The sequence below is a fragment of the Spirosoma sp. KUDC1026 genome, assembly GCF_013375035.1.
GTDB lineage: Bacteria > Bacteroidota > Bacteroidia > Cytophagales > Spirosomataceae > Spirosoma.
In genome coordinates this window covers 2018217-2037784 of the sequence record NZ_CP056032.1, presented here as the reverse complement: position 1 = coordinate 2037784, position 19568 = coordinate 2018217, and the positions used below count along the sequence as shown (strand labels likewise).

The 19568-nt window shown below is 50.8% G+C and carries 15 protein-coding genes; 6 read left to right on the top strand and 9 right to left on the bottom strand.

All coding sequences use genetic code 11. The annotated features are described in order from the left end of the window. Positions 1 to 34: 34 nt before the first annotated feature. The 3 genes from HU175_RS08655 to HU175_RS08645 form a co-directional block, all read right to left on the bottom strand. On the bottom strand, positions 35 to 619 hold the full coding sequence (locus HU175_RS08655; RefSeq protein ID WP_176566214.1) for a Uma2 family endonuclease: 585 nt from the start codon (positions 617 to 619) through the stop codon (positions 35 to 37). Between the two features lie 174 nt (positions 620 to 793). After that, a complete protein-coding gene (locus tag HU175_RS08650; protein ID WP_176566213.1) occupies positions 794 to 1378 on the bottom strand; it encodes a YcxB family protein in 585 nt (194 codons plus the stop codon). Between the two features lie 94 nt (positions 1379 to 1472). Then, a complete protein-coding gene (locus HU175_RS08645) occupies positions 1473 to 1877 on the bottom strand; it encodes a DUF4783 domain-containing protein (RefSeq protein ID WP_176566212.1) in 405 nt (134 codons plus the stop codon). 176 nt (positions 1878 to 2053) lie between these two features. On the opposite strand from HU175_RS08645, the gene HU175_RS08640 reads away from it, so the two are divergent. Beyond that, entirely contained in the window at positions 2054 to 2566 is a 513-nt protein-coding gene (locus HU175_RS08640; RefSeq protein ID WP_176566211.1) for a phosphoribosyltransferase family protein, read from the top strand. A gap of 90 nt (positions 2567 to 2656) precedes the next feature. Here HU175_RS08640 and HU175_RS08635 read toward each other — a convergent pair whose 3' ends face one another. Next, the gene (locus HU175_RS08635; protein ID WP_176566210.1) at positions 2657 to 2833 is read right to left on the bottom strand and encodes a hypothetical protein; all 177 of its coding nucleotides are present in this window, start codon (positions 2831 to 2833) and stop codon (positions 2657 to 2659) included. 89 nt (positions 2834 to 2922) lie between these two features. Beyond that, entirely contained in the window at positions 2923 to 5898 is a 2976-nt protein-coding gene (locus HU175_RS08630) for a DEAD/DEAH box helicase (protein WP_176566209.1), read from the bottom strand. Between the two features lie 440 nt (positions 5899 to 6338). Between HU175_RS08630 and HU175_RS08625 the strand changes: the two genes are divergently transcribed. The 3 genes from HU175_RS08625 to HU175_RS08615 all read left to right on the top strand — a co-directional run bounded on the left by HU175_RS08625 (position 6339) and on the right by HU175_RS08615 (position 12406). Next, positions 6339 to 9590: a SusC/RagA family TonB-linked outer membrane protein gene (locus HU175_RS08625; RefSeq protein WP_176566208.1), complete on the top strand. Its 3252-nt coding sequence runs from the start codon at positions 6339 to 6341 to the stop codon at positions 9588 to 9590. A 34-nt stretch (positions 9591 to 9624) separates the two neighbouring features. Beyond that, complete coding sequence (locus tag HU175_RS08620; RefSeq protein ID WP_176566207.1) at positions 9625 to 11190, top strand: RagB/SusD family nutrient uptake outer membrane protein; 1566 nt, start codon at positions 9625 to 9627, stop codon at positions 11188 to 11190. 112 nt (positions 11191 to 11302) lie between these two features. Further along, entirely contained in the window at positions 11303 to 12406 is a 1104-nt protein-coding gene (locus tag HU175_RS08615; RefSeq protein ID WP_176566206.1) for a DNA alkylation repair protein, read from the top strand. Positions 12407 to 12415: 9 nt separating this feature from the next. Here the strand turns inward: HU175_RS08615 and HU175_RS08610 are convergent, their stop codons facing one another. Both HU175_RS08610 and HU175_RS08605 read right to left on the bottom strand, forming a co-directional pair. Continuing rightward, on the bottom strand, positions 12416 to 12649 hold the full coding sequence (locus tag HU175_RS08610; RefSeq protein ID WP_176566205.1) for a hypothetical protein: 234 nt from the start codon (positions 12647 to 12649) through the stop codon (positions 12416 to 12418). 98 nt (positions 12650 to 12747) lie between these two features. Further along, entirely contained in the window at positions 12748 to 13752 is a 1005-nt protein-coding gene (locus HU175_RS08605; protein WP_176566204.1) for a YpdA family putative bacillithiol disulfide reductase, read from the bottom strand. A 300-nt stretch (positions 13753 to 14052) separates the two neighbouring features. On the opposite strand from HU175_RS08605, the gene priA reads away from it, so the two are divergent. Further along, positions 14053 to 16458, top strand: coding sequence for a primosomal protein N' (priA, locus tag HU175_RS08600; protein WP_255433129.1), 2406 nt, complete (start codon positions 14053 to 14055; stop codon positions 16456 to 16458). Positions 16459 to 16541: 83 nt separating this feature from the next. On the opposite strand, the gene HU175_RS08595 is transcribed toward priA, so the two are convergent. Continuing rightward, complete coding sequence (locus HU175_RS08595) at positions 16542 to 17087, bottom strand: YceI family protein (protein ID WP_176566202.1); 546 nt, start codon at positions 17085 to 17087, stop codon at positions 16542 to 16544. Between the two features lie 80 nt (positions 17088 to 17167). After that, positions 17168 to 17767, bottom strand: a complete 600-nt coding sequence (locus HU175_RS08590) for a TetR/AcrR family transcriptional regulator (RefSeq protein ID WP_176566201.1) — start codon at positions 17765 to 17767, stop codon at positions 17168 to 17170. Positions 17768 to 18085: 318 nt separating this feature from the next. On the opposite strand from HU175_RS08590, the gene pyk reads away from it, so the two are divergent. Next, a complete protein-coding gene (pyk, locus tag HU175_RS08585; protein ID WP_176566200.1) occupies positions 18086 to 19522 on the top strand; it encodes a pyruvate kinase in 1437 nt (478 codons plus the stop codon). Positions 19523 to 19568 lie beyond the last annotated feature (46 nt).

The following is a 19568-nucleotide window of genomic DNA, read 5'->3' as shown; positions in this document are numbered from 1 at the left end:
TCACGTCCTTTCTCGGTTTCGTACCACTATGCCCTTAATAAGTCAAAACTTCTTGGATGTTCATCGTAAATCCAACCAGAACATCTTCACCAGAAAGGGTTTCAGAAAACAGTTTCGTTTCTGTCTCCGAATCAGGTCGGTAGATAGTTGTCTTCTGTTCCTGTGGATCAACAAGCCAACCGAGCCGAACGCCGTTTTTAAGCCATTTCTCCATTTTTGTCTGCAACTCCTTCAGACTATCCGACTCGGAGCGAACTTCAATGACAAAGTCGGGGCAAACCCGGGCAAACTTCTTGAGTTCATCCGGAACAACCTGCATCAACCGCTCTTTGCTTACCCAGCCCACATCGGGTGCCCGCATGGACGTATCGGGCAGCGTATAGCCACCATTTGATTCCGATGTACGACCTGCTTTGGTTCGGCGATTCCAGTTACGGACCTCACCGAAGAGTTCTCCGTTGGTAAAACTGCTTTCTAATCCGGTGGGAGGCATGATAATGATGTGGCCGGTTTCGTCACGTTCAATACGCAATTCAGGATTCGCCAAACAGAACGCATACAGTTCATCGTCCGAAAACACATTGATGTTAGGCGGTATCGTCAGCGTAATGGCCTGCATAACTTTATTCGTTTTTGAACTAAGATAGACAAAAAGAAGGCAATCGGCTACTCCACGGTACGGATGAATGATCCATAATGTAGCCGATTGCCGACAAAACGAAGAATCCAGCTCCGACAACAGAACTGGATTCTACCTGTTACTTCTGAATGTAGTCTTTACAGACAAGCTCCATTATTTTACGGGCTCCGCGATATTCTCGCCGGCCAGCAGTCCCTTACGCTTTAGCAGAGCTTCGGTGAAACGCAGGTCATTGTCACTGGTAAAAATCGAGAAAGGCAGGTATAGAAACTGGGCTTTAGCCAATCCTTTCGTTACTGTTCGGGCCAGCCAATTGGCCTTTACACCTTTCATCGACTCGCTGTTGTCCAGATACAGAATATACGCGTCTTTATCCTTTGCAGCCCCGCTGATCTGTGACCACTTTAGGATACCACCCTCCTTTGCATTAATCCGCATCAGAATCTGACGGCTATCGATCTCATATACGTACTTTTGAAACAGCGGTTTACTCTGTTCCATCTGCGTGATTCCGGTAATCTGAACCGCCCAGAAAAGTACGTATAACACAGCCAGAACGAAAATAACAATAGCAGGCCAGTAATGATCAAAGGCACCGGTTGCGTAGAGAACAACGTTGAGAATAATCAGTCCTAACGGTATAAAAACCCATTTCCAATTTTCTTTCAGCCACTGCCGCAACGCAATGTTTATGTACGTTTTTTGTTCGAGAGCGTATTTTTTTGTCTTAACAATCATGGCACTTCAAAAATGAAGCACAAAGATAGATTGATTTACGATTTACGACCTATTCCGCGGAGCTAGCTTACTGAAATAGCCGCTTTTATCGGCTCTAGGCGTGACGAAAGTGTACTGCATCGATCACATAAGGCTGATTCGCCGACTTGTGCATAAGCACATACACGGCGTAGCTCTGCCCGTTGGCTTCGTAAGAACCACTGCTGTACTGTACGTTATCTGAGGTACCGCGGTGAACGTACCGGAAATGGCGGGGTGGGTTTTTCCGGAAAAAAGAGCGCAGAATCATTTCGGCATGCGTGGCCTCCACTTTCGTGAAGTTAACCTGTTCCGAATCGATAATCAGTTCGATCGACTCATTAAAATGATCAGACAGGAGATTGGCATCTCCCTGGCTCATCGACGAACGAACGACTTCGTTCATAGAGACAGGCAATGTGGGCGTTTCTGACCGGGCCCACAGCAGGGCGGTCAGCAATAATCCGGTGAAAAAATTCATAAAGTTTAAGTTTGAGGAGATTCGTGAAATCAAAGGGCGAAAACTATGCCAAATCGTCACATAGCCCAGTCAGACGGCGCGGCATATTTACTAAACGTAATAACTCCCAGCTCAAAAGCCCTTTTTTTTCGCGCCAAAGTTTTTACCATATTTGATGCCAGAATTTATTTAGTGTCATGACAAGTACTGCCCCAACACTTATTCTCAACGCCGAGCAAATACGTCAGAAGATCAGACGTATCGCGTTTCAGATCTACGAAACCAATTTTGAAGAGTCGGCAATCATACTGGCTGGTATCACGGGCGAAGGGTTTGTACTGGCGCAGGCGCTGGCCGAAGCGGTTCGCTCCATTGCCCCCTTTACGGTAGAAATTCTGGAACTAACGCTGGATAAGTCGCAGCCATCCCAGTCAACCGTCAACATTACGCCTACCGCATATGACTATACGAACAAGGTTGTAATCGTCGTTGACGATGTTCTTTACACCGGCCGAACGCTGGCTTTTAGCCTGCAGCCTTTCCTGAGTGTTCCTCTGCACAAGCTCCAGGTAGCCGTGCTGGTTGATCGCAATCACCCGCGTTACCCGGTTGCTGCCGACTACAAAGGCTACGAACTCAGCACCACCCTGACTGAACACGTTGATGTCGTCCTCAGCGACGAAAACCGGATGGGGGTGTATTTGAAGTAAAAGGAGAAAGGAGGAGAGGGAGGAAGGAACAAGGACGCTCGCGCATTTTCTCCTTGTTCCTTCCTCCCTCTCCTCCTTTCTTCTAGTTTTCTACGCCCTTGTACTCCGGATCAGGCCGACGCCGGCGAAGAAGAAAATGCCGCCCATGATGACGTACACGAAAGAGGCTTGAGAAACACCACCTTTGGTGAAATCGATACCGCCGTAGATTAGGCCAATCAGGCCCACTAATGTCAGAACTATTCCCAGTATGCTTTTAACATTCATACCATTCGTGTTTAGTGAATATGTGTTATCAGAAGCATAACTGACTTTGCGATTAATCTTCCCAAAACTCTTTCGTATTGCCTGATTTTCTATTCGAGCAGCACCAGAATATCCTCTTTGGTGAGGGATTTCATGAAGTTTTCTTCCGTTGTGATCAGGCTGCCCGCCAACTGTTGTTTGGCTCGCTGCAACGATAGAATTTTCTCTTCTACTGTGTTCTTGGCAATAAATTTATAGGTAAACACTGTCTTCTGCTGACCAATACGGTGCGCCCGGTCAACGGCCTGTGCTTCAATGGCTGGGTTCCACCAGGGGTCCAGAATAAAGACGTAATCGGCCGCGGTCAGGTTGTGCCCCAGCCCGCCGGCTTTCAGCGAAATTAGAAACAGTTTCACCGAGTCATCTTTCTGGAACATATCCACCTGCTGCTGGCGGTCGGTGGTGGAGCCATCCAGGTAGGCGTATTTGATGTTTTTCTCTTTCAGGTAGTGGCGAACAACGGTCAGATGCTTGATGAACTGGCTAAAAACCAGAATTTTATGATTCTCGATCATGGCCGTTTCAAGCCGCATCAGCATATCGTCCAGCTTACCCGAATCGCCTTCGTAGTCAGCATCGACCATACGGGGGTGATTGGCAATCTGCCGGAGCTTGGTCAACCCCTGCAAAACAACCATCTGCGATTTAGCCATTCCCTCCTCCTCAATACGTTCCAGAATCAGGTTGCGGTAGTAAGACTTGGCTTCTTCGTATTGCTTTTCCTGGTCGGGTGTCATTTCGCAGTAGAGCACACTTTCTACTTTTTCGGGAAGATCGGTGGCCACCTGTGATTTATTCCGCCGGAGCATGAACGGCTTGATGAGGTTATACAACCGGGCCGTTTTGGTTTCGTCGTGTTTCTTTTCGATTGGAATCTGAAACTCGTTCCGGAAAAACGCCTGAGTACCCAGTAGCCCCGGATTGATGAACGACATCTGCGACCAAAGGTCCATAGTGCTGTTCTCCAACGGTGTTCCGGTCAGAATAAGCCGGTTGGCCGTATTGAGTTGCATCACTGCTTTGGTGATGTGTGAAGACGGATTCTTGATCGCCTGCGACTCATCCAGAATAACGTAATTGAATCGATACGGGCTTAGCAAATCAATATCAATCCGGACGATACCGTACGAAGTCAGAATCAGGTCGTAGTTATCGAACTGCGCCGTATTTTTCTCCCGGTATGTACCGGTATACACCATAATCCGCAGATCGGGCGTAAACTTGCGGGCTTCCAGCTCCCAGTTATAAAGCAATGAGGTCGGCATCACCAGCAAACTCGGCTCGGTCGCACCCGACTCCTTCTGTCCCTGGAGCATAGCCAGCGTCATCACGGTTTTACCTAATCCCATATCGTCGGCCAGACAGCCCCCGAAACGGTATTGGCGTAAGAAATTGATCCAGTCGTAGCCTGCCTGCTGATACGGACGTAACGTACCATTAAAGTGAACCGGCAACGCAAAATTCTCGATCTCTTCGAAATCGCGCAGCCGCTCCAGCTTACGACTCATGACGGTTGTAGCCAGGTTGTCGCGCTCCAGTTCCTGCACCAAGGCCAGATGCTGTTTCTGCAACACAAACTGGTCACCGTCCCAGCTGTCCAGTCCATCACTGTTGCGCAGTTCCAGAAAACCAAACAGCTCGGAATACTTGGTAAACCAGGCTTCCGGAATAACGGCAATCTCACCGTTGGGTAGTGTAAACTCCTGCTTCTTGTTCAGAATGAGCGTACGCAGCTTCAGGAATGGGATCTCAAACTCACCAAACCGGACATTGGCGTAAATATCAAACCAGTCGCGCCCTTCCTCGATAGATAGGTCAATGCTGGAGTAACCCAGAAAATAGCGTTTGGGATCTTCGTCGTGCTGACGTAACACAAAGCCTCCCTCCTGCACCAGCGAGCTGTTTTCCGACAGCCACGAAAAAGCTTCTGTTTTGGGCAAAGCCAGCCGACCGTGCTTTAAATCCAGCCCCCGCTCGCGCAGGAAGGCCAGTTGCTGCCGTTCGAAACGTTGGTCCCGGCGAATCTTGTGAAAAATATACTCACCGTTCCTGGCTTCCAGACTTACGTTGGCGGCCGGGCCGAAACTATCGAACCGGAACGTGAAATCGCCGTACTGAAATGACAGATCAAAAATAATTTTCTGGCCTGTATCCTGTTCGTGTTCGGCCAGATCGATCCCGGCGGTAGCCGTTACGGCCCGGTTGGCCATTGCCAGTTCCGACACTGTAATCAGGGGTACCGGCACCAGATTTTCGCCCCTGATCTCAAACCCTTCCGGGAATACATCATACGAGGCAATCAGCTGGGATACGAAACGCTCGTAATACTGGGGTTCAAGCGCCCGGGGAATCACGATATGATTCTTGTTGAAGAAAGGACGCAATTTTTTCCCGTCTACGTTCTTACTAAAATGATACAGGCGGTTATCGACCAACATGTAGGCCGGTTCGTCGCAGATCATCAAGGCATCCCGAAACTGGAATTTTACCCGGTCGGTTCCGCCATTGCCATTGGGGTAGCGAATGATGGGGAAATAATGGGTAGCCTCAGCCAGCCTGTGAACGTGAAAATGCACCTTGGCTGGTTCGGCCATCCACTCAATTGGTGCCCAGGCGGGGTTGCCGTCATTGCCCATAACGTAGAAGGGCCGACCCGCCATCAGGTTCATGATCTGCCCCTTCATGTTTTCGAGGTAGCTGCAAATAGTATCCTGCAGCAGCTTGTCGCCCTTTTGTGGATCATACACCTTCAGCAGGAAATCGACGGCTGGCAGCCGCTTCGTATTGAATTTCTTAACGATTGTATCCTGCTGGATGCTGTCGATCAGCTTAACCAGTTCAAAATCCCGCTCACTCAGCCCCTGCGCAAATTCACCTACATTCTGCGTCGACAATGTCTGATTTTGTAGTGTCAGTTCACCCCGGCTGTTTTGCTGCACCACGAACGCTTCAATAAGGTATCCCAGAAATTCGTGCTCAAGCAGGGAGTAGACAATCTGAAACGGCTGGGTCGGAAAAACTCTCATACGTACTCGCAGCTATCAATTGACGGACAGCCGATTAGACGGGATAAACAAGGGCTTGAACAGGTTGCTGAACTTCGGATGAAGTGAAACCGGTCTGTAAGAGAAACAGCCCCAAATTGCTCATTAATAGCCATTTACAGCTGAAGACAGAAAACCGGAAGTCTCAAATATACAAATCATTCCAAAATGCACAACGGACTTATTCCAAAAGCGAACGAATCCGAAATAGAATTTCGGGAAGTTTACTAAGTGGTCAGTTTACCCACTTGTCACCTCTTTCAGGCTGATTCTATCTTAACCGAAATAGACTTTAAATATTTGTTAAAAAAATTTAATAAATCCATGAGTAGTTCTACTGGAACCTGTCTTTTCTCCCAGATAAGTTTTCTCCGAACTTATTCCAAACACCTAAAACAGCTGCTTTCAGCAGTTCAGTCTTTATGGAAAAACCTTTACCGCTATCAGGTAGGGCAGGCAGGCTTCTGCGCCATTCCGTTTCGCCCTTTGCACTGGCCATTGCCTGTCTGACCAGCAGCCACGCCATTGCATCAAATGATCCAGAGCTCCTGGGTAAGCGTGCCACTCGATTTCTGGCCATTAACACGATCCAGGTTGATCGTACCATTACCGGTCGGGTTGTCGATGACAAAAATGAAGCCCTTCCCGGCGTTAGTATCGTTGTTAAGGGAACACAGCGCGGTACCGTAACAGACGCAAGCGGCTCGTATAAACTGGATGTTCCGGACGCCGGTGCAACACTTGTGTTTTCCTTCGTGGGTTACAACGCCCAGGAAATTGCCGTTGGCTCGCAGGCAACCGTCAACGTAACGCTCAAGGCCGACGACAAAACGCTGGACGAGATCGTCGTTATTGGGTATGGTACGGCCCGCAAGTCGGATTTAACGGGTGCTGTATCAGGAATCAAAGAAGCTGAGCTTCTGGAACGTCCGGCACCGTCGCTCAACCAGCAGTTGTCAGGACGTCTACCCGGCGTTCAGGTAAACACCAACTCTGGTCGTCCGGGTGGACGGACAACGGTTCGGATCCGCGGTTTCAGTTCCATCAACTCATCAAACAACCCCCTGTACGTAGTAGACGGTGTGATGCTGCCACAGGGTACTGGTGATCAGTTCAGTAACCCGATTGACTACATCAACCCCAACGACATTGTCAGCGTTGAGGTCCTGAAAGACGCGTCGTCAACCGCTATCTACGGTGCCCGGGGTGCCAACGGGGTTATTCTGGTGACAACCCGGAAAGGGAAAGCGGGCGAAAGCCGCATTACGTATGACGGACAGTTCAGCGTCAACACGATCGGCCCTAACAAGCCCAAAGTGCTGAATGCAAAAGAATATCTGGCCGTTGAAGACCTCGCCTACGCGAACATGGCCAAATACGACCCCGTCGGTTGGGCGGCTGGTAAATGGTCTTACCTGGATCCAACTGTCCGTCGCCGTGCGTTCAGTGCCGCGCACCCCGGCGTTTTCGACGCAAACCTGAATCCCCTGTATGATACCGACTGGTTCAAGGAGTCGTCGCAGAATAAACTGTCGCAGAACCATCAGCTTGGTTTCAGCGGAGGTAATGAGCGTACGCAGTACTCGGTTTCGCTGAACTACCGCGACGATCAGGGTCTGATTAAAACCTCATACATGAAACGGTATTCGGGCCGGTTCACCCTGGACGATCAGGTAAAGAAATGGCTGAAAATCGGTGGTACGCTGAACTACAACTACCAGACCGAAAACCTGGTGGATATTAACGACGCCGTTGCCCGGCAAATCGTGGAAGATTTCCCCTTCCTGCCCGTGCGGTACCCAGACTCAGGTGTTTTAGCCGAAAACCGGGACTATCCCTATGCTGAGGGTACTATGAGTTCGGTCCACCGGCTGCTGGATCGTCGTTATATTCAGAACACGCAGACCATTCTGGGTAGCTTATTTGCTAACATCAGCCTGGCTAAAGGCCTGGAATTCCGGTCGGTATTAGGTACCAACATACAGACACAGGAAATCAACCAGTCGCAATCCCGTACGCTGAACATCGGCGGTAACGGAAACGCGTCGGGTAATAATAACCGTACGAATTTCTGGTCGCTGGAAAACTACCTGACCTACAACAAGCAGATCGGAACGGATCACTCGTTCACGGGTCTGCTGGGTATTTCCTGGCAGGAAACCACCCGGTTTGGTATCGGAGCCAGCGTAAGCGGTTTTGCCACCGATTATTTCGGGTTTAACAACCTGGGCGCTGGGGCTACGAACCCATCGGTATCATCGTACGCCGATCGCTTTGCCTTTAATTCATATTTTGGCCGGATTAACTACGGCTTCCGGGATCGGTACCTGCTGACATTTACGGGCCGGGCCGATGGTTCGTCTAAATTCGGGGAAAACCACAAATTTGCGTTCTTCCCTTCTGCCGCTCTGGCTTGGCGCGTATCGGAAGAGGATTTCCTGAAAGGTAACCCGATCATTTCGAACCTGAAAATTCGCAGTAGCTACGGTCTGACAGGGAACTCCGAAATTCCTCCTTACACGTCATTGTCGCTGCTTGGCTCCAACTACGCAGCCGTCTATGGTGATACACGGGCCGGTGGAACGGGTATTAACCGTCTGGCTAACCCCGACCTGCGCTGGGAAAAAACGGCACAGACCGACGTGGGCGTCGAAATTGGTTTGTTCAAAGGCCGCATCTCGCTGGAAGCCGACTACTACTATCGTCTGACAACCGATATGCTGCTTGACGCACCCGTACCACGTACCAGCGGCTACGGTACCATCCGTCGCAATGTCGGTTCGATGCAGAACCAAGGGTTTGAATTCGGCCTGAACACGGTGAACGTCAACAACGGTAAGTTTAGCTGGAATACAACGTTCAATATCTCGCTGAACCGCAACAAAGTCCTAACGCTGGCTACGCCTTCCGATATCTTCAACGTAGGTGGTCCTAACTTCACGAACCCAACTAACGTAATTCGGGTAGGCGAACCGGTTGGTTCGTTCTATGGTCTGACCCGTCTGGGTACCTGGAACGAGTCTGAGCGGGAAGAAGCGGCTCGATTCACGAGTTACCGGAATGGTCTGACGATTCTGCCGGGTGACATCAAATACCTGGACGTAAACGGCGACCGCGCTATCACCGATGCTGACCGCAGCATCATTGGTAACGGTAGCCCTAAAGGCTGGGGTGCCATGACGAACAACCTTCGTTTCGGCAACTTCGACGCTACGCTGGAACTGCAGTTTATGTACGGTAACGACGTTATGCTGATGAACCTGCACGCCAGCGAAGACCGGCAGGCACTGGCCAACAGCTACTCATCGGTACTGAACGCCTGGACACCTCAGAACCAGAACACGCCTATCGCCCAGATTCGGGACACCCGGGCTGGTTACGTGACCAACGTAGACAGCCACTGGATCAAAAACGGTTCGTTCCTGCGCGGTCGTAACCTGCTCTTTGGCTACACGTTCCCAGCCGAGGTCACTAATAAACTGAAGATGAACCGCCTGCGCGTGTACGCTTCGGCGCAGAACTTCTTCCTGTTGTTAGAAGATCCAATCGTTGGTGACCCAGAAGTAACGCCAACGAACCAGGCAGCTGGTAACAGTGCTTTCTCGCAGGGTATGATCTGGCACAACTACCCAAAACCAACAACATACCTATTTGGCCTGCAGATCGGTCTGTAATTTACCAACGCATTTTGTTTACTGACTTTTTCGTATGAGACATACACTCACTAAATATATCAGCCAAGCGGTTCTTTGTGGGCTTGCCTTAACTGGCCCCATTGGCTGCTCGGACTTTCTGAAGGAACAGGCTCCTTCCAATTTGAGTCCAGGCACATTTTACACGATTCCAGACCACGCAGAAGCAGCACTGGCAGCTACCTATGCAGGTACGCGCTTTATGGGCGGTGACGCAGGTATTTTTTCAACGAACTGGCAGTTGCTGGAAGCATTGACAGGAACTTCAACCACAGAAACCGCTCAGAACTCTGACCTCAATAACTTATATGGTCTGGTTCATGATGGGAATACTGCCCATGTCGTTAACTACTGGAACGGTCTGTATACGCTAATTGCGAATGCCAATTTGGTAATTGATAGGGTACCAGGGATTACACCAATGGACGCGGCTCAGAAAGCTAAAATTCTGGGTGAAGCACGATTCCTCAGAGCGACGGCTTACTTTATGGCTGTTCGATTGTGGGGTGATGTTCCGCTGATTACAACGCCCCAATCGGCGGCTTCGCCTGACTTCTTACCAGCTCGTGCTTCGCAGGAAGACGTGTATAAACTGATCGTTGACGACCTGACGGCAGCCGAAGGCGCAGGTCTGGCCTGGATGGACGTGAGCGGTCGGGCGAACATGGCAGCCGTGAAAACGCAGTTGTCCAAAGTATACCTGACAATGGCTGGCTTCCCACTCAGTAAAGGAGCCACGTATTACAAGCTGGCCGCTGATAAAGCACTCGAAGTAATCACCTACGCAAACGCCAATCCGTCGGTGATCAACCTGTTTTCGACCTACGAAGATATTCACAGGGAGAGTACCAAAAACCGGGTTGAGCATTTGTACATGATCCAGTACAATACGGCTGTAGCTAGTAACCCAATGGATAACTTTTATCCAAACTTCAAACCGGTAACCTACAACGGTCCTGGTGGAACGGGAAGCTCGGTACCAACAGCATCGTTCTATGCCTCCTACGAAGCGGGTGACCTGCGGGCTAAAGATCAGGCTGGTTATTTCTATACCACCTACTACACCAACGGTAACGGTGCACCGTTCTCGCTGGGAGCGCCATACGTGTTCAAGCACTTCAACCGGACGGCCAATGGTACGTCGGGAGTGGCGGGTACGCGTCAGAATAATCTGAATGTACCACAGATCCGCTTCGCCGAAACGCTGTTGATCTATGCGGAAGCGCAGAACGAAGTAGGTGGCCCAAACCAGGCGGCTTACGATGCGATGAAGCGTATTCGTGACCGCGCTACGCTGACAACCCCAGCGCTAGGTACGTTCACGCAGGCTACGTTCCGGGAAGCCGTATGGCGGGAGCGCTGGCACGAGCTGTGCTACGAACAACTGACCTGGTACGACATGATACGACTGCGTAAAGTATACAACGAGAAAACCAACGGTTTTGACAATTTCGTGGGCCACGTAAACCTCAGTTCAAACCGGCCGCTCCAGGAAAAACACCTCCTGCTGCCGATCCCCCGTCAGGAACTGCTGAACAACCCGAACCTGAAAACGCAGAACCCAGGTTACCCTGGTGCTTAAGCTGATTCAGCGACAAACAAAAAGGCCCCGACTGAGTAGTCGGGGCCTTTTTGTTTGGTGTTTATGTCTGTTACGTCCGACCTTCGCGCATCAAAGTAATCCGCCTATATTCATGAGTAGCTTGCTCAAAGATCTGTATTCCGTTGAGTTCTACAATCGCCTGGTCGACTCGTTTCAGAAAAGCATTCCTGGCTTCAATAAGTCAATGTTCCTGGCGCTTATTTTCCAGGACGATTTCGAACGTAAAGAACTGAAAGGCCGCATGAAGCACACGGCGAACGTACTGCATCGCGTTTTACCGGTCGATTACCCCCAGGCAGTCGCTCTACTGCCAACTGTCATTCCGCAACTTCGGGCGGATGGCTTTCAGGATAACCAACTGGAGTTCATGTTCCTACCGGACTACATTGAAACTTATGGACTGGATTACTGCGAAGAATCAATAGACGCTCTGGAATACGTCACGCAGTTTGTAAGCTGTGAATTTGCTGTACGGCCTTTTCTACTGCGGTATGGCAACCGGATGCTTGATCAGATGACAGCCTGGTCCCGGCACGAAAGTTACCGGGTTCGGCGGCTGGCCAGCGAAGGAAGCCGGCCACGTCTCCCCTGGGCAATGGCCGTACCAGCGCTCAAGCAAAATCCGCAGCCGCTGCTGGCCCTCCTGGAAAACTTAAAAAATGATCCGCACCCCTGGGTCCGGCGCAGCGTAGCCAACCACCTGAACGACATCGCCAAGGATCATCCCGAGCTTGTTTTGAGCATTGCCGCAAACTGGCGGGGTATCAGTCCCCAAACCGACGCGATCATCAAACACGGCTGTCGGACGCTGCTGAAACAGGGCCATCCAGACGTACTGACGTTGTATGGTCTATCGAGCGAAAATCTGCACCTGTTCGACTTCACCATCCAAACGCCCACCGTTCAGATCGGCGAGAATCTGGTGTTTTCCTTCCGGGTTCACAACGACCAGGCCTTGGCGCAACTGGTTCGGTTGGAATACGCTGTTTACTATCGAAAGCAGAATGGTTTGTTTGGGAAAAAAGTCTTCAAAATCAGTGAGCGGGTTTACCAGCCAAACGAATGGGTAGTCATCAGCCGAAACCAGCGGTTCAAACCAATAACTACCCGAACCTTTTATACCGGTCAGCATAGGCTGTCAATCATCCTCAACGGTCAGGAAAAAGAAATCCAATCGTTTGAGTTGATTCGTTAGACCCAACACTCACTTTTTACAGGTCGTTACGACGCTCAAACTGCCTGTGCTGATGGTGTTCGCCTTGATGTAGTCAGCGACTTCGCTATCCCCACAAACCCGCATCTCGTTTCGGTTGGTCTGCTGCCCTTGCCCGTTGTACGTCAGCGTTTCACAGGTCTGGCAATCTTTTTTCCGGAAACTTCCCCCCTCGCAGGCCATTAGCCCCACTAGCGCGATCATTGATAATGCTACTCGTTTCATACTGTATCGTTTTTCGTAACTGATCTTTCGTGACCCGGCCTTTCGTGGCCCGGTCTTTCGTGACCCGGCACGAAGGTAGGAAATTCATGCGGTACAGCTTAAATCCGCTGGATCAGCTCGGCTACTTTATGTACCTCCCGTCCCATAATGTGGTCGATGATGGATTGTGCGTGTTCGCGGCCGTTTTCGATGAACACTTTTTCCGTGTAAATACCCGCCAGCACCGTTCCACAGACGTACAGGCCCGGTACGTTTGTCTCAAATGTCTCTTTATCGTAGACTGGCACCTGCGTATCGGGGTTGAGGTCGATGCCGCAACGACGCAGCAGATCGGCATTGGGTATGTATCCCGTCAGCACCAGCACGAAATCGGCAGGGAGTTGACTTTCTTCACCGGTTTTCTGATTCATGACCGTTACGTACTGCTCATTGATTTCCGTCACGCTCGAATCGAATACCGTTTTAATACGCCCTTCCTTCACCCGGTTTTTCACGTCGGGGACCAGCCAGTATTTGACCGTACTACGGAAATCTTCGCCCCGGTGCACAATCGTTACGTTCACATCGTGCCGGTACAGTTCCAGCGCAGCTTCGACGGCGGAGTTCGACGCGCCCACGATCACGACGTTGGTGAACGAATACTTGAAGGGTTCGTCGTAATAATGCGTTACGTGCGGCAGGGTCTCGCCGGGCACATTCAGCCAGCGGGGTCGGGTGAAATAGCCCGTTGCCATAATCACTTTTCGAGCATGGTACTGGTCACCAAGTTTAGTCGTAACCGTAAACAGATCGTCGTCTTTCACGACGTCCCATACTTCCTGAAACAGTTTAAAATTCAGGTTATAGTAAGCAGCCGCTTTGCGGTAGTATTGCAACGCTTCGTTACGTCCCGCTTTTACGTCGGAGATAGCGAAGGGGAGTCCACCGATTTCAATATTTTCGGCTGTCGAGAAAAAGCGCATCCGGCGGGGATACTGCCGGATCGATTCCGTCAGGCTGCCCATTTCCAGAATGAGATGGCTCAGGCCCGATTTGGCCGCTTCGATACCAGCCGCGAGCCCGCAGGGGCCACCGCCAACGATGATTACGTCGAATATCTGCATAATTACATGGGAGACGCCTACTGTCCAGCAGTTGCCGTGGCAGCAGGTCACTAATGACGTAACACCCGTAAAGCCGCCAAAGGTTGCGTTGGTCTCTGCTTTTTACGACTACGGCCGAACTCCTTTTCTGCGCGCGGGGTTTGTTTTATCTTTACTAAGCCGTACCGCCTGTAGCTCGTTGTGGAAAACTTAACCAATACGCTTTTCCTGGGTCTTGACGCCGACGAAGTCACCGTCTTCGCCGACCTGATTCTGCCCATACCCGTTCCCCGACTGTTTACGTACCGGGTACCCAGGGGTATGGTCGATCAATTGAAAATCGGCGCCCGCGTGATTGTACCTTTTGGGAAAAACAACGGGCGCGTACTGACGGCCATTATAGCCCGGCTTCACAACTCCCCGCCTACTAATTACCAGGCACGTTATATCACCGAGATCCTGGACGAATACCCGCTCGTAACGGGCTACCAGCTGGAGCTGTTCCGCTGGATGGCGGAGTATTATATGTGCTGCGTGGGCGATGTTATGAACGTAGCACTGCCATCCGGCCTGAAAATTTCGAGTCAGTCGAAAGTGCAGTTCAATCCCGATTTTGACTATCCTGAACTGCTCACCGAGCTTGAAGAAACACTCCTGGCCGAACTCAAAAAACAACCAGCTCTCACCTACGACGAACTGGCCCGGCTGGCGGGAGCAGGCACCAACGTACCAGCCTTAATCAAATCGCTGGTAGGAAAAAAAGCGGTGATCGTGTTCGAGGAAGTGCGGGAGAAATATGTACCGAAAATGGTACGCAAGATCCGGCTTAACCGGAACTATGAAGAATGGGAACAACTACTCGTGCTGCTGCAACGGCTCGAAAAACTGCCCAAGCAGCAGGAAGTTGTTATGCGGTATCTCAGTCACGTACCCATGCAGCGTAACCCGGAATTGAACCAGCGGGGGCTGGACAAAACCATTCTGAATCAGGATGATGAACTGTCGCAGTCGTCCCTGACTACGCTGATTAAAAACCAGGTTTTTGAAACGTTTGAGATCATCCAGCCCCGCTTTTCGGACAACGAAGCGCCCCAGGCAGAAATCAAATTAACCGAGGCCCAACGGACTGCATCAGACCAGATTATGGCGCAGTTTGAGCAGCAGAACGTTGTGCTGTTACATGGCATTACGGGCAGCGGAAAAACCGAAGTCTATATCAACCTGATCCAGCAGGCACTGGGTAGTGGCTCGCAGGTGTTGTACTTACTCCCCGAAATTGCCCTGACAACCCAGATCGTCGTTCGACTCCAGCGCGTATTTGGCGATAAGATGGGCATTTACCATTCCAAGTTTTCGGATAATGAACGAGTCGAAGTCTGGAAAGGCGTTGTGTCGGGCCAATATCAGTTTGTAGTGGGCGTGCGCTCGGCAGTGTTCCTCCCCTTCGACAACCTCGGCCTGATCATCGTGGACGAAGAGCACGAAACCAGCTATAAACAGCACGATCCCGCTCCGCGCTACCACGCCCGCGACGTGGCCATCATGCTGGCGCACTGGCAGCAGGCCAAAGTACTGCTGGGCTCGGCCACGCCCTCCATCGAAACGTATTACCAGGCTAAACAGGGACGCTACGGGCTGGTGGAGCTGTTTAAACGCTTCGGCGACGCAACGCTTCCCCAAATTCTACTGGTCGACACCAAGCAGGAGAAACGGCAGAAAACCATGAAGAATGAGTTTTCGTCGGTGCTGCTCGATGCGCTGGGCCAGAATCTGGAGCGTAAAGAGCAAAGTATTCTGTTTCAAAATCGGCGGGGCTACTCGCCCTATATGCAGTGCGAAGACTGCGACTGGACGGCAGAATGCCCGAACTGCGCCGTGAGCCTGACGTATCACCAGCGCGACGCCGAACTACGCTGCCACTACTGCGGCCACAAGGAAAACGTGCCCCGGTTCTGCCCGATCTGTGGGTCAACCAAAGTAAAAACCATAGGTTTTGGCACCGAGAAGCTGGAAGATCAGCTCCAGATTACGTTTCCCGAATCGCGAATCCTGCGCATGGACCTGGATACTACCCGCGCCAAGAACGCGTATCAGCAGATTATCCAGGAATTTGAAAGCGGGAGTGTCGATATGCTCGTCGGCACGCAGATGATCACAAAAGGGCTCGACTTCGACAACGTCAGTTTAGTGGGTATTTTCGACGCGGATCGGCTCATTCACTTCCCCGATTTCCGGGCGACAGAGCGCTCCTTTCAGATGCTGACCCAGGTGAGTGGCCGGGCCGGGCGTCGGGCCGGCCGCCAGGGGACGGTACTGATTCAGACCGCTAATCCCCAGCAGTCGATCCTGCAGAAGATCATCGAAAACGACTATAAAGGCCTGTACACCGAGGAGATTCAGGAGCGGCAGGATTTTAATTACCCGCCCTTCTGCCGCCTGATAAAACTCACCGTTCGGCATACGGACAAGGCCATCAGCCAGCGGGCCGCCGATCGACTGGCCGCCGAATTAATCGATACGCTCGGTAGTAGCCGCGTCTTGGGACCGGAGGAACCCCTGGTAGAGCGTATCCGGAATCAGTTCCTGTTCGATATTCTAATCAAACTGGAGCGCGAGAAAGTCAATATCAAAGCCGTCAAAGCGTTCATTCGGGAACGTATTAACGACATTCTGATTGACAAGGGACTCCGACAGGTAAACATCGTGGCCGACGTTGACTGCCTGTAACGGTTACGCTACGCATAAAAAGGGGGCAGATCGTTACAAAACCATCTGCCCCCTTTGCTTTTACTAGTTGGTAAAGGAATGGCTTACGCCTGTTTGGTCAACTGAATGTTGGCAATCAGTTTAATGTCTTCGCCCAGGGCAAGGCCACCGGTTTCGGTCAGCGCATGATAGGTTAGACCGAACTCTTTCCGGTTCACAACGCCCGTAATTTCGAAACCGATTTTGGTTTGTCCGTAACCGTCTTTCGCCGATCCGCCGAACTCAGCGTTAACCGTAACTTCTTTCGTTACGCCGTGCATTGTCAGGTTTCCGGTTAATTTATACAGATCCCCTTTCGCTTTTTTAAACGAGGTCGACTGAAACGTAATGTACGGATAGTTCGCTACGTCAAAGAAATCGGCTGATTTCAGGTGTGTATCGCGCATTTCCTGGTTGGTATCGATGCTGCTTACGTCCAGAGAAAAATGGATTTCTGCATCGTCAAAATCGTCGTCGTTAGTGGTCGTTGCCGAACCGCTGAACTGATTGAAGGAACCCGTTACGGTCGAGATAACTAGGTGTTTTACTTTGAACTGTACTTCGGAGTGGGTTGGGTCTACTGCCCATTTAACCGCTGCTTCTGTTGTCATGGTAGTTGGCATTAAAGAATGGTACTTAAAAATTAAACTATGGTACTAAAACTAACACTGTTACATAATAGGCAAAAAAATTAGCCGAGGGCTTTAATAAAACCACGTATGGCATCCTGAAGCACCAGTTCCTGCACAGGATCAATTGTGCTTTCTTTACCGACCATCTGAATGGATACCAGTCCGTGCAGAATGGAACAGTACGTATGAAACTTTAGAAAAAAATCGACCTCTGGCTGGTTACTTTCGGCGACAGCCTTCTGTATGACCGATAAGATTACATCACTATACTGTTTTACTTCAGCAACTCGGTTTACGGTTTCGCAGGCCGGTATGCCCAGTCCAAACATCAACTGATAATACTCTCTATTCTTGAGCGCAAACTCCCAGTATGCTTTCGCAATCGCTTCCAGTTGAGCGCTGGGCGTCTTGTGAGCGTCCCGAGCGGTCTGTAACTCTTCGGCCAGACGCGTAAATCCCTGCTTGGTAAATTCCAGCAGGATGGCGTCCTTATTTTCAAAATGGCTGTAGATAACCGGCACGCTGTATTCAATGGCATCCGCAATCCGACGGATCGACAGAGCCGACCAGCCCTCCTGCTCAACGACCTCCCAGGCCGCCTGCAAAATGCTGTTCCGGACTTCCAGCCGTTGCCGTTGTTTGCGTTCTACAATACCCATTTAGCCGTGTGGTTATGTTTTATAACAGTGTTAACTCTGACTGGCATCTTATAGTTCCCAATAGTTTTGACTTGCAGGCCGCCAGTCGGTTCGAAGCTACACATTTGTCTGGTCAGATTCGGTCAGGCGCGCATTGTATCAACTGAGTTAGCTTGTAAGTTGGTATATTTACGGTCGTTTAGTCAGTAGTAGTTGGCAGAGCCGGGCATCGCTGATTTGGCCATGTCCGTAAAATTTCTGTGAAGCCGACTGTAAATTTGCCCATCCGGTTAATTTTGCAACGGCTTTCGGCCCTTTGCCCAATTTTTCCCGTCCCTCATGTCTAAGAAAACCAAGATCGTGGCCACCGTAGGCCCGGCTTCCGAAACAAAAGAACAATTGCTGGCACTAGCCAAAGCCGGGGTAAACGTTTTCCGGCTTAACTTTTCCCACGGCACTCACGAAGATCACCTGATGCGGCTGAACCGTATCCGGGAAATCAACGAAGAACACCAACTAAACCTTTGCATCCTTCAGGATCTGCAGGGGCCTAAAATCCGGATCGGTAACGTCGAGAACAAAGACGGTGTACTGATCGAAGCAGGGAATAAACTTGTCTTTACGAACGACGATGTTCTCGGTACGGCCGAACGGGTCAGTACGCCTTACAAGGATATGTACAAAGACGTTCACCCAGGCGAGCGCATTCTGATGGATGATGGCAAGCTGGAGGTGAAAGTAATCGGTACCGATGGCACCGACGTTATTACGGAAGTAGTATACGGCGGTCCGATGAAGTCGAAGAAAGGCGTTAATCTGCCTAATACGAAAGTGTCGATGCCAGCCGTGACCGAAAAAGACTGGGCTGACCTCGAATTTGGTCTGGAACACGATGCCGAATGGATTGCCCTGTCGTTTGTTCGCGAGGCTTCCGAAATCCTGGAAATTAAGGATTACATCAAATCGAAAGGCAAGAAGAGCCGGGTTATCGCTAAAATCGAAAAGCCCGAAGCGATTCAGAACATTGATGCGATCATTGAAGCCACCGACGGTCTGATGGTTGCCCGTGGTGACCTCGGCGTCGAATTACCGGCCGAAGAGGTGCCGATGATCCAGAAAATGCTGGTGGAAAAGTGTAACCGGGCGGCAAAACCGGTTATCGTAGCGACGCAGATGCTCGAGAGCATGATCGATGCGCCCCGCCCAACCCGCGCCGAAATCAACGATATCGCCAACTCGGTGATAGACGGAGCCGATGCCGTTATGCTCAGCGCCGAAACAGCTTCGGGTAAATACCCAATTCTGGCGGTAGAAAGCATGGCCAACACCATCAAGCAGGTGGAAACGTCGACCAACAATATCTATTTCCGCTACCACGCACAAGTAAACGAATATCCAACCGAAAACGCCATCAACGACAACGTCGTAATGAGTGCGTGCCGGTTAGCCCGCGATACCCAGGCGAAAGCCATCATCGGCATCACAAATTCGGGTTACACCGCTGTTCGTCTGTCGCACCACCGGCCCAAAGCGGATCTGTACGTTTTCTCGAATGACGCGCAACTCCGTAACACGCTGGGCCTGTATTGGGGCGTTCAGGTGATGCCGTACGAACCCAATGTGGAGCAGACCGTTGACCAGACGGTTGAAGGCATCAAGCAAACGCTGATTACGCAGAAAAAACTGGCGTCGGGTGATATCTTCATCAACACGCTCAGTATGCCACTGACCCAGTCGCGCCGTACCAATACGGTAAAACTGAGCACGGTAGATTAGTCTTTTATAGAAGAAAGAAAAAAAGACGCAAGAGGAAAGACGCTGG